The organism is Sphaerotilus natans, from assembly GCF_900156335.1.
GTDB lineage: Bacteria > Pseudomonadota > Gammaproteobacteria > Burkholderiales > Burkholderiaceae_C > Sphaerotilus > Sphaerotilus natans.
The window spans coordinates 13,053-28,328 of the sequence record NZ_FTMZ01000020.1; the positions used below are offsets into that span (position 1 = coordinate 13,053).

Here is a 15,276-nt window from a genome sequence, read left to right on the forward strand (position 1 = left end):
GCACTCACTCGACCGAGCCGGCGGGCTCGATCACCAGCGCCTCAGCCGGCATGCGGCCGGTGAGCTGGCGCCACAGGCTGTGCAGCAGGATCCAGCTGATGCCGGCGCTGCTGACCAGCAGCGCCGAGAACACCACGCCCATGGGCAGGCCGGACACGGGGGCGTGGTCGTCCATCGCAATGACCACCTGCTTCCAGGTGCCATGCACCAGCAGGCCGCAGCAGCCCAGCATCAGCAGGTCCGAGGTGAAGCGGAAGACCCGCCGCCCCCACACCGGCAGCGCCGTGATGACGCTGGACATGCCCAGGTGGGCGTGCTCGTGCATGGCCAGCAGCGCGCCCAGCAGGGTCAGCCACATGAAGGTGAAGCGCGACACCTCCTCGGAGAAGGTGATGCCGGAGTTGAAGCCGTAGCGCAGCACCACGTTGCCGAACACCAGCACCACCATCACGCCCAGCAGGCCGATGAGCATCCACTCCAGAAAACGCACAAAGAAACGAGGCAGCATGGACGGCTCCTGAAACTGCGGCCTGGCGCTCAGCGCGCCGGGGCGTGGTCAATGGCGGCGAAGAAGGCGCGGGCGGTCTCGGCCCCCACCGACTCGATGTGCTTGTCGATCACCGGCTGAAGCCGCTCGCGCATGCGTCGGCGCTCGGTGGCCGGGACCTCGTTGATCTGCATGCCCGCCTTGGCCAGCTCGGCGCGCAGGGTCTGGTTCAGGCTGCGGCTGGTCTGGCGCTGGTACAGCGTGGCCTCGCGGGTGGCGGCTTGCACCAGCGCCTGGTCGGCGGGCTTGAGGCCGTCCCAGAACTTGCGCGACGACAGCAGCACCAGCGCGTCATAGGCATGGCCGGTCACCGAGAGGTACTTCTGCACGTCGTAGAACTTCTGCGCGTGGATCACCGTGTAGGGGTTCTCCTGCGCGTCGACCGCGCGGGTTTCCAGGGCGGTGAACAGCTCGTTGACGGGCATGGGCACGGCGTTGGCGCCCAGGCCGTTGAACAGGTCGATGTAGAGGTTGTTCTGCATCGTGCGCACCTTCAGGCCCGAGAGGTCGTCGAGCTTGCTCACCGGCCGGCGGCTGTTGGTCAGGTTGCGAAAGCCGTTCTCCCAGAAGGCCAGACCCACCAGGCCCTTCTCGGGCAGGCGGGCCAGCAGGCCCTGGCCGAAGGGGCCGTCCAGCACCGCATCGGCCTGCGCCTCGGTGGAGAAGGAGAAAGGCAGGCCGATCACGCCGAACTCCTTGACCAGGTTGGCCAGCGTGGCGGTGGAGGGCACGGTGAACTCCTGCGTGCCGCCGCGCAGCGCGGCCTGCATCTGCTGGTCACTGCCCAGCGTGGCGCCAGAATACACGCTGATGCGGATGCGGCCCTGGCTCTTTTGCTCCACCAGTTCCGCAAACTTGCGGGCTCCCAGGGTTTGTGGGTGGCTGTCGGGCAGGCTGGTGCCCAGGCGGGCGCGGATCTCCTGGGCCTGGGCAGGGCCCCAGGCGGTGGCGCCGGCCACCAGCAGGGCGGCGCAGGCGGCAGCAAAACGTCGGTTCATCGGTGTCTCCTGGTTATGGTTTGGGGAACAGGGCCGGGGATCGGGGTCGGGCTGCTCACGCCGGCAGGCGGTAGAGACGCAGGGCGTTGTCACAGAACACCGCCAGGCGCTCGGGCGGCGCGAGGTGGCGGGTGAGCGCTTTGAAGCCAGAAAAGATCTCGTCGAGCGTGGCCACCAGCCCATCCACCGGGAAGTTGCTGGCCACCAGGCAGCGGCTGGGCCCGAAGGTGTCCAGCAGGTGCTGCACCACCGGAGCCTGCAGCGCCGGGGTCCAGGCCTGGCCGGGCACGCCCAGGCCTGAGAGCTTGACCACCACCTGCGGCCACTGCGCCAGCCGGGCCGTGGCCTGGCGCCAGGCCGCCAGCGAGGCGGCGTCGCGCTCGGCCGGCAGGCCGGCGTGGTTGAGCACCAGTGGCACAGTCGGGAAATCACGGGCCAGCTCGCCCGCTTCGTCCAGGTGCCACCAGGGCACCTGCAGCTCGAACATCAGCCCGGTGCCCACCAGCCGGGCGTAGCCGGCGCGCCAGCGCTCGCAGCGCAGGCTGCCGGGGCCTTGCCAGGCGGCGTGGTGCTCGGCGCGGGGCACGGTGCGCGGCTTGTGGCGCACGCTGCGCACCAGCGGCAGGGTGAGCAGCGTGGCCAGCACCTCGGGCCAGTCGGCACGGTCCAGCCACGCGGCGGCCGCCAGGGCCTGGGGCGTGCTTTCACGGGCGGCCAGAGCATGCACCCAGCGGGCTTCGCCCAGCGGATCGGCAGGGTCCCACTCGCCCTCCATCAGCACGCTGCGCAGCCACAGGTGGGCGCCGGCCTGGCGGGCATGGTCGGCCGGCAGGTGGTTGCAGCAGATGGCGCCGTAGTCGCCATAGCGGAACGGGATGCGCGGCAGGCGCTGCAGCCAGGGGTGCGGGTTGCGCGCCACATCCCAGAAGTGGTGGTGCGCGTCCACGATGGGCAGCAGGGCCTCGTCGCCGCTGGCCAGGTAGGCCAGGCGGGCGGCCTGCAGGGGGCTGGGGACACTGGCCGCCGGCGCTGCGGCCGGCTCTGCGGACGGGGCTGGTCCGGGGGGCACAGAGGAGGTGAGGTGGCTCATGGCGCGCCCTCCTCCACCGGCCGGCCCGGCCCCACCCGGTACACCCGGGCGGCGTTGTCATGGAACACGGCGGCCCGGGCAGCGGGCGGTGCGTCCTGCAGCGCTTCGCCCACGGTCTGCACGATCTCGCCGTAGGAGGCGCGCAAGCCGGCCACCGGGTAGTTGCTGCCAAACAGGCAACGCGCCCAGCCGAAAGCGGCCAGCGCCTGGCGCAGCACCGCCACATTGCCCTCGCGGGACCAGGGCGCCGTCTTCAGGCCCAGCTCGGAGAGCTTGAGGTGCACCCGCGGCAAAGCGGCCAGGGCCTGCAGGCCGCGTTGCCAGGCCGCCAGCCCGGCGGGGCTACGGTCCCAGGGCAGGCCGGTGTGCTCCACCACCACGGTCAGCTCGGGCACCTGGACCAGCAGCGCGGCGGCCTCTTCCAGGTGCCACCAGGGCACGCGCAAATCCCACAACAGGCCGTGGGCGGCCAGCCGGCGCAGCGCAGCGGGCCAGCGCGGATCGTCCAGGCCGCTGTGGGCGGGCGCCGGGCCGTCGGGCTGCGGGCGGATGGCGGGCTTGCAGCGCACGCCACGCACCAGGGGCCAGGCGGCCTGCGCCTGCAGGGCGTGTGCCGCATCGTCGGCCAGCAGGTCCACCCAGGCCACCACCGCGCTGGGCAGGCCGTGCTCGGCGTGCACGGCGTGCAGCCAGCGGGTTTCGGCCAGGGCTTCAGCACGGTCGCGCTCGGCCTCCACATGCACGCTGCCCACCAGGTTCAGCGGGCCGGCGTCGGCGCGCAGCTCGCGCGGCAGGTAGTGGCGGCACAGGGCGGTGTAGGGGCCCAGGATGAAGCGCTCGGGCGCGTAGGCCTCCTGCAGCCAGTCGTAGTGGCCGGCGGACAGGTCCCAGAAATGGTGGTGGGCGTCCAGGATCACCTCGGGCCAGGGGGTGGCCATGATCAACGCACCGCCTCGATGGCCTTGAGCACCGCGTCGCCGTTCTTCTCGATGTAGAGGCGGCGGGTCTCCTCGCGCACGATGGCGGCAATGCCGGCGTTGTCCGGTTGGTCCACCACCTGCATGCCGGCCTTGCGCAGCTGACCAATCACCTCGGCCTCGTGGCGGGCGTTGTACTCGCGCTGGAAGCGGGCGCTGCCGATGGCCTCCTCCACCAGCCACTGGCGCTGGAGGGCGCTGAGCTTGTCAAAGCGGGCCTTGTTCATCACCAGCGGCATGGCGGTGTAGGCGTGCCGCGTCAGCGAGAGGTGCTTCTGCACCTCGTACATCTTGGAGGCGGCCATGATGATGGGCGGGTTCTCATGGCCTTCGATGGCCCCCGACTCCAGCGCCGGATACACCTCGGCATAGGGCATGGGCTGCGGGTTGGCGCCCAACAGCTGGAAGGCCTTGAGGTGGGCCGGGTTGGGCGTGGTGCGGATCTTCAGGCCGCGGATGTCCTCGGCGCGGCGCACCGGGCGGCGGCTGTTGGCCAGGCAGCGGAAACCCACCTCCCAAAAGGCCAGGCCCTTGAGCGAAAAGCCATCCAGCTCGGCCAGCAGTTGCTGGCCCACCGCACCGTCCAGCACCTTGTAGGCTTGCTCGGCGCTGCTGAACAGGTAAGGCAGGTCCAGCGCGTTGAGCTTGGGCACCAGGCCGGTGAAGTAGGGGTTGCCGGCCAGCATCAGGTCCACCGTGCCGCCCCGGGTGGCGGCCAGCACGGTGTTGTCATTGCCCAGCGTGCTGTTGGGAAAGACCTGCACCTCCAGCGTGCCGCCGCTGCGGGCCTTCACCCGCTTGGCAAACTCCAGGGCGGCCAGGTGCTGGGAGTCGGTCTCCGCGCCGGCATGGGCCAGGCGCAGGCGCACGATCTCCTGGGCCCAGGCGGGGCGGGCCAGGGGCCCCAGGCCGAGGGCCGTGCCCAGGGTACCGCCCAGGGCCTTCAGGCTGTCGCGTCGGTTCAGCGTCATGGCATCAGGCTCCGGTGAGAACGAACGAGGCGTCGGGCTCGCGCAGGGTGCGGATCTCGCGCACGAACTGCCAGCGCTGCAGGTCCAGCTCGCGCACGCAGTCGTCCTGGAAGGACACATAGGCCAGCGGCTGCGTGGGGTGGAAGGACAGCGCCGTGGGGTTGGCCGGCAGCGCCAGGCAGTGCACCTCTTCCAGCGAGTCGGCATCAAAGACCGAGAGCGATTGCTCGCCCGAGTTGGTCAGCAGCAGCTGGGCGCGGCCGTCGGGCAGGTCACGGCGGTAGATGCGGTTGGGGTCGCGCCGGGTCTTGACCCGCCGGCCCAGGGCGAGCGTGGCGGTGTCAATGGCCACCAGGGTGTCGTCGCCCCGGTTGGCCACAAACAGCGTGCGCTCGTCGCGCGACAGCGCATTGCCCTCTGGGCGGGGGCCGGGCATCACGGCGCGCGGCGCCACGGTGGCATCGCGGGGGTGGAAGCGTGTCACCGTGTTGGACAGCAGGTGGATGCCGAAGGCGGTGTCGGCCTGCGCGTTCAGCGTCACCAGGTGGGTCTTGATACCGCCCGAGGGCACGGCCAGGTGGGGCACGTCCTGCTCGCGCGGGCGGTCGAACACCAGCAGGGTGTCCTGCGCCTCGCTCATGACGTAGAGCCGGCCGGCCGCGTCGCAGGCCATGCCATGTGGGCGGCGGTAGGGCCACAGGTCCAGCAGGCGCAGCAGGCGGCGGCTGGCCAGGTCGATCTCGGCGATGCGGGTGTCGCCCTCGTCGCCCCGGGTCCAGGCGGACTCGATGCCAAAGATGCCCACGTAGGCCCGTTGGCGGGCCGGGTCCACGCAGAACTCGTGCGGGAAATTGGGCAGCACCAGGTGCTGCAGCGCCTGGCCGCTGGCCAGGTCATAGAAGCTGAAGGTGTGGGCGCATTTCTGCACCAGCAGCAGGATGTCGGACATGGGGTCTCCAGGCGGCGGCCGAGGGCGGTGGGGCTCAGGCGCTGCGCAGCGCGTCGATGGCGCCCAGCAGCTCGGCACCGTTCTTCTCGATGAAGCTCTTGCGGGTTTCGGCGGCCACCCGCTGGCGGAAGGGCTCGGCGTCGAAGGTCTCCAGCACCTGCATGCCCTTGGCGCGCAGATCGGCCACGTTGCGGGCCTCGTCGTGGGCGTTCATCTCGCGCTGGAAGCGGCCAGCCGCGCGTGAGGCCTCCACCAAGAGGGCCTGCAGATCGGGCGCCAAGGCGTCAAAGCGGGCCTTGGTCATCACCACCGGCATGGCGGTGTAGGCGTGGCGGCTCATCGTCAGGTGCTTTTGCACCTCGTAGAACTTGGCCGACCAGGTGATGGCGATGGGGTGCTCCTGGGCATCCACCGCGCCGCTTTCCAGCGCCTGGTACAGCTCGCCCAGGGGCATGGGCACCGGGTTGCAGCCCAGCAGCTTGAAGGCCTGGATGTGCGAGGGGTTGGGCGTGGTGCGGATCTTCAGGCCCTTGACGTCATCGGGCACGCGCACTGCACGGTTCTTGGTGGTGATGCAGCGGAAGCCCACCTCAAACCAGCCCAGGCCCTTGAGGCTGTGCGCCTCCAGGCCGGTCAGCAGTTGCTGGCCCACGGCCCCGTCCAGCGCGGCGTAGGCATGGCGGCCGCCGTTGAACAGGAAGGGCAGGTCCAGCACGCCAATGGCGGGCGTGAGGCCGGCAAAGTTGACGCTGCCGGCCATCATCATGTCGATGCTGCCGCCGCGCACCGCGCCGATCACGGTGCCGTCGTTGCCCAGTTGGCCGTTGGGGAAGACCTTGACCTCCAGCCGCCCCTTGGAGCGCTCCTTCACGGTCTTGGCCAACTCCATCGCGGCCAGGTGCTGCGACGAGGTTTCCGGCCCGGCATGGGCCAGGCGCAAGGTGGCGGGGGTCTGGGCGCGGGCCAGGGTGGGCACCAGGCCGGTGGCGGACGCCAGGGCGGCGGTTTGGCAGAACTGACGACGGAGCATGGAAGGTCCCTTCAAGAAGCGCAGGGCGAGGTCGGCCCGGCCGGTCCGGGGCACCGGGCCGAGCAGGCAGGCGGATCGAACACAACGGAGTGCGGGCACTTGGCCCGCAACGGGCTCAGGCGGGGGTCAAGGCCAGGCCGGCGCCGGGCGGCGCCTTCGACCAGACAAGGGGGTGGCGCTGCGCATCCCGCGCGGCGCCCCCAGGGCGGTGCAGCAGTTCATCGGTTTGTCTCCATCCTTATGGTGTCGGTGGGCTGGGAGCTCAGGCCGCCTGCAGCACCACCGTGGAACCCATCGTAGGCAGGGAATACATGCCGGTATAGTGAAAACATCTCATGCACCCATCGCCTGCGGTTATGGGTTGGAGCGGGCCCCGCTCACACCCGCCGCCCTGCCCGCTCCGTCAGCCAAGCCGGGGCGTCCTGCAGGCACACCGGGCGCAGGAAGCGCGCCAGCGCGGCATCGCCCACCGAGGTGCTCTCCGGCCGCGTGCTGCTGGGCCACGGGCCGCCGTGCTGCTGGGCGGCGGTCACGGCCACGCCAGTGGGTACGCCGGCAAACAGCACCCGCCCGGCAATGGCCATGGCGCCGCGCACCAGGGCGCGGGACTTGTCGCTGTCCTGCTCCACGCCCCACAGGGTCACGGTCAGGCTGCCGCCCACGGCCTGCAGCACTTGCAGCGCTTGGCTCAAGGAAGCGGCGCGCACGATCAGGCTGCTGGGGCCGAACACCTCTTCACGCAGCGCGGCCTTGGCGATGAACTCCAGCGCGCTGACCTGGGCCAGCACCGGGCGCGGCGGCTGGCCGGCGGCTGCGGTTTCCTGCAGCAGCATGTCAGCGCCGGCCTGGGCCCACTGGGCCACGCCGGCTTCAAAGGCACCGCGCATGACGGTGGTGAGCATGGCGTGGGGCTGCTGGGCCGTGAGCGCTTCGGTGAGCTGGGCCACAAAGGCGTCATTCACCGCCTTGGCGTCGATGTCCGGCTGCACCTCGTCGATCAGCAGGATCACGCCGGGGTTGGTGCAGAACTGGCCGCAGCCCAGGGTGATGGAGCCGGCCAGGTTGGTGGCCAGCGCAGCGCCGTCGGTGGCCAGCTTGGCCGGCAAGGCGACGATGGGGTTGACCGAGCCCAGCTCGCCGTAGAACGGGATGGGGCGCGGGCGGGCCGCGGCTTCAGCGGCCAGCGCCGCGCCACCCTGGGTGGAGCCGGTGAAGGCACCGGCGGCAATGGCCGGGTGGCGGATCAGGCGCACGCCCACGTCGCGGCCACCGCCTTGCACCAGGCCCACCAGGCCAGCGGGCAGGCCTTGCGCGGCCAGCACCTGCTGGATCAGGCCGAACACGCGGTTGGAGAGTTGCAGGTGGCCGGTGTGGGCCTTGACGACCACCGGGCAGCCGGCAGCCAGGGCGCTGGCCGTGTCACCGCCCAGCACCGAGAAGGCGAAGGGGAAGTTGCTGGCCGAGAACATGGCCACCGGGCCCAGCGGCACGCTCCAGCGCTGCATGGCGGGGTGGCCCGCCGGCGGGGCGCCGGCCACGGCCGGGTCGTCCACGAAGGCGAAGGGCTCACCGCGTTCAGCAATGTCCGCAAAGCGGCGCAGCTGGAACGCGGTGCGGTCGAGCTCGCCGTTCAGGCGCACGGGGCCCAGGGCGGTCTCCTGATCGGCCAGGGGCACCAGGGCCTCGCGGTCGGCCTCCAGCGCGGCGGCCAGGCCGCGCAGCAGGGCGGCACGCTCGGCGCCGGTGGCGGCTTGCCACAGCGGGAAGGCGGCGGCGGCGGCCTCGCAGGCCGCGTCCACGGCGGCCGGAGAGGTGGCCGGCAGTTCGGCCAGCACGTCGCCCGTGCGGGCGTTGAAGGATGGCAGCATCAGGGTCATGGCATCTCCAGATGAACAACGGCCCGGCCGGTGCGCGGGCACCGGGCCGGGCCGGGCCGGAAAAACAGGACGAAGGACGACACCGAACCGGGCGATCACCGCCCGGCCGGGTTCAGCGCGCCCAGCGCAGCACCAGCGGATCGAGCCGGCGTGCGATGTCCAGCAGGCCCTCGCGCACGCCGGCGCTGATGTCCGGGAACGGGGCGCGCGGCGCGCCGCAGGCGATCACGCCGCCGGCTTGCATCAGGGCCTTGGCGGCCAGGAAGCCCGCCTGGCGGTTCTCCCAGTTGATGAGCGGCGCCCAGCGCTCGTGCAGGGCGTAGGCCTCGTCGCGCCGGCCGGCGTGGTAGGCGTCAAAGATGGCGCGCATGCCATCGGGGAAGCCGCCGCCGGTCATGGCGCCGGTGCAGCCGGCCTCCAGATCGGCCCAGAGGGTGATGCCCTCTTCGCCATCCCAGGGGCCTTCGATGGCCTCGCCGCCCAGGGCGATCAGTTCGCGCAGCTTGTCGGCGGCGCGGGGCACTTCCACCTTGAAGTAGCGGATGGTCTCCACCTCTTGCGCCAGCCGGGCCAGCAGCGTCACGGGCAGCGGGGTGCCCGACATGGGCGCGTCCTGGATCATCACCGGGATGTCCACGGCGGCGCCCACGGTGCGGTAGAAGTCCAGCACCTGGGCTTCGCCCACCCGCAGCGTGGCGCCGTGGTAGGGCGGCATCACCATCACCATGGCCGCGCCCAGGTCCTGGGCCTGGCGCGAGCGGGCGGCGCACACCGCGCTGCTGAAGTGCGTGGTGGTGACGATGACCGGCACGCGGCCGGCCACGTGGGTGAGGATGTCGTGGGTCAGGATCTCGCGCTCGGCGTCCGAGAGCGCAAACTGCTCGGAGAAGTTGGCCAGGATGGCCAGGCCGTTGGAGCCGGCGTCGATCATGAAGTCCACGCAGCGGCGCTGGCCGGGCAGGTCCAGCGTGCCGTCGGCGTGGAAGATGGTGGGCACCACCGGGAACACGCCCCGGTAGCGCGGGTGGCGAGCGGAAGGCGAAGACATGGCCGGGCTCACTCGATGATGTCGAACTGGTCCAGGAACTCGGTCTTCAGGCTCAGGCCCAGGCCCGGCACGTCGTCGCGCAGGTCCAGGAAGCCGTTCTCGGCCACGGGCTCGCCGTCGAAGATGTAATAGAACAGCTCGTTGCCCACTTCCACATCGAACATCGGGAAGTACTCGGCCATCGGCGAGGCCAGCGTGCTCATGGTCAGGTGGTAGTTGTGCATCTGGCCGGCGTGCGGGATCACCGGCACCGAGTAGGCCTCGCACAGCGCATTGATCTTGTGCGCCATGGTGATGCCGCCCACGCGGTTGGTGTCGTACTGCACCACGCTCACGGCCTTGCGGTCCAGCAGCTGCTTGAAGCCATAGAGGCTGAACTCGTGCTCACCACCCGAGATGGGGATGATGTTCATGGCGTTGAGCTCGGCGTAACCGTCGATGTCGTCAGCGATCACCGGCTCCTCCAGCCAGCGCGGCTGGTACTGGGCCAGCTTGGGCAGCATGCGCTTGGTGTATTCCAGGTTCCAGCCCATGTAGCACTCCAGCATCAGGTCGGTGTCGTCGCCGATCACCTCGCGCACGGCGGCCACGCTCTTGAGGTTCTCCACCACGCCCTTTTGCAGGTCTTTGGGGCCATAGCCAAAGCGCATCTTGAAGGCGGTGAAGCCCTGCTTCAGGTAGGTTTCGGCCTCCTTCTGCATCTCGTCGAGGTCGGTGCGGTAGAGCTTGCTGTAGTAGCAGGGGATCTTTTCCTTGGTGCGCCCGCCCAGCAGCTTGAACACCGGCTTGTTCACGCTCTTGCCCAGGATGTCCCAGATGGCCAGGTCCACCGCCGAGATGGCGGCCATGCCCACGCCCTTGCGGCCCCAGGCCTGTGTGGCGCGGTACATGCGCTGGTTCAGGTACTCGTAGTCCCAGGGGTCCTGGCCCATCACCAGCGGGGTGAGGTACTGGTCGATGATCTGCTTGGCCACCTTCGGGGCCAGGGCCACATTGCCGTAGCCGACCAGGCCGGTGTCGGTCTCGATCTCCACCACCGTCCACTGGTGGAAGCGGAAGGTCTTCATGGTCTCCTGCCGCGAGTACAGCAGGTCCATGGCGTTGGAGCAGAAGTTGCCCTGCGGCGGAACGGTCTTGCCCTTCCATTCATAGACGCGGGCGCGGACGGCGGTGATCTTCATGGGGTTCTCCAGTGGGTCGGTGAGCGGGCTCAGGGGGAGGGCTCAGGGGCCGCAGGGCAGCGCCCAGCCGCCCCCTGCGGATCAGGGGGAAAGGTCAGTCAGAGGGACGGGGTCGCCGGCGGGCCCAGGCGGTCCGGGGCCGTGGGCTCAGGGCTGGGTGCGGGCGGCGACCACGGCGCGCTGGGCATCGGCCACCAGACTGGTGCCGATTTCCTGCACGTAGCGTTCCACCACCGGCTTGACGCGGGCGCGCAGCTTGTCGGCCTCGCCCGGCGCCAGCTCGCTCACCGTCATGCCGCTCTTGCGCAGCATGTCGAGCTGCTGGACGGTCTGCTGGCGGATCAGGGTGCGCTGGAAGTCACGGGCCTCGCGGCAGGCGCCGCGCAGGCCGTCGCGCTCCGTGGGCTGCAGCTTGTCCCAGAAGGCGCGCGACACCAGCACCACGTAGGGCGCATAGGCGTGCTTGGTCAGCGTGACGTGCTTCTGCACCTCGTAGAACTTGCTGGCCGCGATGATGGCCACCGGGTTCTCCTGCGCGTCGATGGCGCGGGTTTCCATCGCGCTGTACAGCTCGGTGAAGGGCATGGGCACGGCGTTGGCGCCCAGGGCCTTGAAGCTGTCGATGTAGACCGGGTTCTGCATCACGCGCAGCTTCAGGCCCGAGAGGTCGTCCGCCTTGGTGACGGCGCGGCGGCTGTTGGTGACGTGGCGAAAACCGTTTTCCCAGTAGCACAGGCCCACCAGGCTCTTGTCGTCCAGGCCGTCCAGCAGGCGCTGGCCCACCGGGCCGTCGAGCAGCGCATCGGCCTCGCGCTCGTTGTCCAGCAAGAAGGGCAGGTCAAACAGCAAGAAGGGCTTGGACAGCGTGGCCACCGGCGCGCTGGAGGTGATCAGCATCTCCTGCACGCCGCCGCGCAGGGCGGAGAGCATCTGCGTCTCGGAGCCCAGTTGCGTGGCCGGGTACACCTTGACCTTGGTGCGGCCGCCGGTGGCCTTGTCCACCCGCTCGGCAAAGCGCTTGGCGCCTTGGCCCAGCGGGTGGTCCTCGGCAATGCCGTGGCCCAGGCGCAGCGTGCGCTCGGGCAGGGGCTGGGCGGGGGCTGCCGCGCTCAGGCCCAGGGCACCCAGGGCGAGCACGGCGCCGGCCACGCGGCGCAGGCGAGAAGGAAAGAAGGTCATCGGCTTGTCTCCGTGGATGTGTTCTGGGCGCCGGGTCTTCTTGGCGAGACCTCAGCGCGCCTGCAGGGCGCTGGCGCCCATGCGGCAGGCGATGGCGAAGGCGTTGGCGGTGGCGCTGACGTTGGCGCGACCCTGTCCGGCGATGTCGTAGGCCGTGCCGTGCGCCGGGGTGGTGATGGGGATGGGCAGGCCGCCCTGCACCGTCACGCCCTGGCTGAAGCCCAGCAGCTTGATCGCGATCTGGCCCTGGTCGTGGTAGAGCGTGACCACCGCGTCGAACTCGCCGTCGCGGGCCTTCAGGAAGATGGTGTCGGCCGGGAAGGGGCCCACCACCGGCAGGCCGGCGGCGTTGAGGGCGGCCACGGCCGGGGCGATGATGTCGATCTCCTCGCGCCCGCAGGTGCCGCCGTCGCCGTTGTGCGGGTTGAAGCCGGCCACCGCCACCCGTGGCGCGGCCACGCCGGCGGCCTGCAGCGAGCGGTAGATCAGCGTGGCGGCGGCCTCGATGCGCGGCTGGGTCAGCCAAGTCACCGCGTCTTTCAGCGGAATGTGCGAGGACACGCGGGAGGTCCAGAGGCGCCCCAGCGTGTTGAACTCGCAGAAGTAGCCGGTCACGCCCAGGTGCTCCGCAAAGTGGTGCAGCTCGTCTTCGTGATGCAGGCCACCCTGCTTCATCGCGAACTTGTTGAGCGGGGCAAAGCAGATGGCGTCGATCTGGCCGGCCAGCGCGGCGTCCATGCAGTGGTCGAGCACCTGCAGCACCGAGGCGCCGCCCGGCGCCTGGGCCACGCTGCGCTGCACCTGCTCCGGGCGCACCGTGTCCACGGCCAGGAAGGCGGGCACCGCGATGCCGGTGCGGCCACGCACCTCGGCCAGGCTGGCCACCGGCACGGTGGGCACGTTCAGGCCGGCGACCTGCTGGCCATCGGCCCACAGCCAGGGGTCGCCCACCAGCACCACGTTGGCGGCGGCGGTGGTCTCGGGGCGGGCCAGGAGGCGGGCGATCAGCTCGGGGCCGATGCCGGCCGGGTCACCCAGGGTGAGGGCGACCACGGGCAGGCGTGAGGAAGAGGAGTCAGACATCGGAGCGGCCCAGGTGAAAAAGGGGAATCAGTCGATCTTGATGTTGCGGCGCTTGATCAGGTCGGCGTAGCGCTTGTTCTCGGCCACATGGAAGGCCTGGAACTGCGCCTGGCTCATGGGCTGGTGGTCGGCGCCGAAGGTGGCCAGCCGGGCGCGGCTCTCGGGCAGGGCCAGCAGCTTGTTGACCTCATCGTGCACGCGCTGCTGCACCGACTTGGGCATGCCCGCCTTCATGTAGATGCCGTACCAGGCACTCATCTCCACGTCCTTCACGCCGGCCTCGGCCAGGGTGGGCACGCCGGGCAGCTGCTCGTTGCGGGTGGCGCTGCACACGGCCAGGGCGCGCAGCTTGCCGCCCTTGATGTGCGGCAGCACCGAGGCCAGGGTGTCAAAGCTCAGCTGCACCTGGCCGCCCATCAGGTCCACCAGGGCGGGGGCGGAGCCCCGGTAGGGCACGTGGTTGAGCGTGATGCCGGTGGACTCCTCGAACATCTCGCCGGCGATGTGCTGCGTGCTGCCGTTGCCCGAGGAGGCGTAATTCAGGCGGCCGGGCTGCTTGCGGGCATCGGCCACCAGCTCGGCCACGGTCTTGTAGGGCGCGGTGGCGGCCACCACCAGCACATTGGGCACAGCACCCACATAGACCACGGGCACCACATCGCGCTCGTTGTCATAGGCCAGCCGGATCAGGTGCGGGGCGATGGCGTGGGCGGTGGACACGCCCATCACCAGGGCATGGCCATCGGTGGACTTGGCCACCACGTCCACCGCCAGGGTGTTGGAGACACCGGGGCGGTTCTCCACCACCACCGTGGTGCCCAGGGCCGGGCCCAGCTTGTCGGCCACAGTGCGGGCCATGGCATCGGTGCCACCGCCGGGGCTGGAGCCCACCATCAGCTTCACCGGCTGGCTGGGCCAGGCCTGGGCGCGGGCGGTGCCGGGCAGCATGCCGGTGGCCATGGCACCCGGCAGGAGGGACAGCGCGCCCAGGGCGCGACGGCGGGTCAAGCGGTTCATGCAGATGTCTCCAGGGTTCTTGTAAGGCGGGGCAAAGCCCTCATCAGCCATGGCCGGCATCGTAGGCAGCCCATACATGCCGGTATAGTGAAAACATCTCATGAAACCATCGCTGCAGGTTATGAAATGCCGGACACCCTGAGCGCATCCCAACTGCTCAACCGCCTGCGCCTGCGCCAGGTGGCCCTGCTGCTGGCCCTGCGCCAGCAGGGCACGCTGGGCGCGGCGGCCACGGCGCTGGGCATGACCCAGCCGGCGGCCACCAAGATGCTGCAGGAGCTGGAGGCGGCGCTGGCCTGCCGGGTGGTGGAACGCGAAGGGCGGGGCTTGCGCCTGACACCGGCCGGCCAGACGGTGCTGGCCCACTTTGAAGGCCTGCAGGGGGCCATGAGCGCCCTGGCCCGCGACCTGGAGGGCCTGCGCGCGGGCGATGGCGGCACGCTGGACATCGGCAGCGTGCTGGCCCCATCCCCCACCCTGCTGACCCGGGCGGTGGTGCAGCTCAAGCGCGAACAGCCACGGCTGCGGGTCTCCATCCACACCGAAACCAGCGACCTGCTGCTGGACCAGCTGGCCAGCGGCCAGCTTGACCTGGTGATCGGACGCCTGACCGAAGGCCACAGCCGGGCCGACCATGTGGTGCGCGCGCTGGAGAGCGAGGCGCTGCGCGTGGTGGTAGGGCCCCAGCATCCCTGGGCCGACGGCCGGGTGCTGGGGCTGGTGAACCTGATGGAGCAGCCCTGGATCCTGCAGCCGCGCGGCTCCCCGATGCGCGAGCTGCTCGAGCAGGTCTTTCGTCGCGCCGGCTTAGACAGACCTCGCGATCTGGTGGAGACAGCCTCGATCCTCACCACCAGCTTCCTGCTGGCCGAGGCACCGATGGTGGCTGTGATGCCTGAATCACTGGCGACCTACTACGCCAGCCGCGGCCTGCTCAGCAGGCTGGCAGTGGACCTGACGGCCCAGCTCGATGACTACTGCTCCATCGTGCGCCGCAATCGGCCGCTGAGCACGGCCGGTCAGCGCTTCCTGCACCTGCTGCATGGGATGGTGCCACGTGCTGGGCTGACGGGTTGAGACGAAACAGAGCTCAGCCCAGTGCACCCATCAAGGGGTTTCGGGCAACTCATCCGGAGCCGCACGCTTCCCCAGGCGTAGCGCTAGGGCGACGCTAACCGCGACGGGGCACGGCCGGGCATCGGCAGCCCGGTCGAGCTGTGGGGCACGCAGATTCCGGTCAACGAGGTGGCCGGCCTCGCAGGCACCCTCGCCTACGAGCTGCTGTGCAACGTCAAGCGCGTGCCGCGTCAGCGCCTGCGCGGCGGCTGA

Annotated in this window: 15 protein-coding genes; 2 read left to right on the forward strand and 13 right to left on the reverse strand. The window is 70.4% G+C overall.

Features of this window, described 5'->3' with window-relative positions; all coding sequences use genetic code 11:
- Positions 1 to 4: 4 nt before the first annotated feature.
- The 13 genes from BW996_RS15985 to BW996_RS16045 form a co-directional block, all read right to left on the reverse strand.
- The gene (locus BW996_RS15985) at positions 5 to 508 is read right to left on the reverse strand and encodes a TRAP transporter small permease (protein WP_051631800.1); all 504 of its coding nucleotides are present in this window, start codon (positions 506 to 508) and stop codon (positions 5 to 7) included.
- 29 nt (positions 509 to 537) lie between these two features.
- Positions 538 to 1,545, reverse strand: a complete 1,008-nt coding sequence (locus BW996_RS15990) for a TRAP transporter substrate-binding protein (RefSeq protein ID WP_037480593.1) — start codon at positions 1,543 to 1,545, stop codon at positions 538 to 540.
- Positions 1,546 to 1,600: 55 nt separating this feature from the next.
- On the reverse strand, positions 1,601 to 2,635 hold the full coding sequence (locus BW996_RS15995; protein ID WP_081838053.1) for an amidohydrolase family protein: 1,035 nt from the start codon (positions 2,633 to 2,635) through the stop codon (positions 1,601 to 1,603).
- Entirely contained in the window at positions 2,632 to 3,573 is a 942-nt protein-coding gene (locus tag BW996_RS16000) for an amidohydrolase family protein (RefSeq protein WP_037480590.1), read from the reverse strand. Before BW996_RS16000 ends, BW996_RS15995 begins: the two co-directional genes overlap by 4 nt.
- A gap of 2 nt (positions 3,574 to 3,575) precedes the next feature.
- Positions 3,576 to 4,583, reverse strand: coding sequence for a TRAP transporter substrate-binding protein (locus tag BW996_RS16005; RefSeq protein ID WP_081838052.1), 1,008 nt, complete (start codon positions 4,581 to 4,583; stop codon positions 3,576 to 3,578).
- Between the two features lie 4 nt (positions 4,584 to 4,587).
- Complete coding sequence (locus BW996_RS16010; protein WP_037480588.1) at positions 4,588 to 5,532, reverse strand: YncE family protein; 945 nt, start codon at positions 5,530 to 5,532, stop codon at positions 4,588 to 4,590.
- Between the two features lie 34 nt (positions 5,533 to 5,566).
- Positions 5,567 to 6,562, reverse strand: a complete 996-nt coding sequence (locus BW996_RS16015; RefSeq protein WP_037480585.1) for a TRAP transporter substrate-binding protein — start codon at positions 6,560 to 6,562, stop codon at positions 5,567 to 5,569.
- A gap of 377 nt (positions 6,563 to 6,939) precedes the next feature.
- Complete coding sequence (locus BW996_RS16020; protein ID WP_076459006.1) at positions 6,940 to 8,439, reverse strand: aldehyde dehydrogenase family protein; 1,500 nt, start codon at positions 8,437 to 8,439, stop codon at positions 6,940 to 6,942.
- 112 nt (positions 8,440 to 8,551) lie between these two features.
- Positions 8,552 to 9,487, reverse strand: coding sequence for a dihydrodipicolinate synthase family protein (locus BW996_RS16025; protein WP_037480514.1), 936 nt, complete (start codon positions 9,485 to 9,487; stop codon positions 8,552 to 8,554).
- An 8-nt stretch (positions 9,488 to 9,495) separates the two neighbouring features.
- Positions 9,496 to 10,668, reverse strand: a complete 1,173-nt coding sequence (locus BW996_RS16030) for an L-rhamnonate dehydratase (protein WP_037480511.1) — start codon at positions 10,666 to 10,668, stop codon at positions 9,496 to 9,498.
- Positions 10,669 to 10,815: 147 nt separating this feature from the next.
- A complete protein-coding gene (locus BW996_RS16035) occupies positions 10,816 to 11,847 on the reverse strand; it encodes a TRAP transporter substrate-binding protein (RefSeq protein ID WP_037480508.1) in 1,032 nt (343 codons plus the stop codon).
- A 51-nt stretch (positions 11,848 to 11,898) separates the two neighbouring features.
- Entirely contained in the window at positions 11,899 to 12,930 is a 1,032-nt protein-coding gene (locus BW996_RS16040) for a 4-hydroxythreonine-4-phosphate dehydrogenase PdxA (RefSeq protein ID WP_037480505.1), read from the reverse strand.
- Between the two features lie 27 nt (positions 12,931 to 12,957).
- Positions 12,958 to 13,947: a Bug family tripartite tricarboxylate transporter substrate binding protein gene (locus BW996_RS16045; protein WP_081838046.1), complete on the reverse strand. Its 990-nt coding sequence runs from the start codon at positions 13,945 to 13,947 to the stop codon at positions 12,958 to 12,960.
- Positions 13,948 to 14,073: 126 nt separating this feature from the next.
- Here BW996_RS16045 and BW996_RS16050 point away from each other — a divergent pair, with 126 nt between their 5' ends.
- Both BW996_RS16050 and BW996_RS16055 read left to right on the forward strand, forming a co-directional pair.
- Positions 14,074 to 15,024 carry a LysR family transcriptional regulator gene (locus tag BW996_RS16050; protein WP_037480503.1) on the forward strand — a complete coding sequence of 317 codons (951 nt, stop codon included), beginning with the start codon at positions 14,074 to 14,076 and terminating at the stop codon, positions 15,022 to 15,024.
- A gap of 120 nt (positions 15,025 to 15,144) precedes the next feature.
- Positions 15,145 to 15,276: an alanine racemase C-terminal domain-containing protein gene (locus BW996_RS16055; RefSeq protein ID WP_081838045.1), complete on the forward strand. Its 132-nt coding sequence runs from the start codon at positions 15,145 to 15,147 to the stop codon at positions 15,274 to 15,276.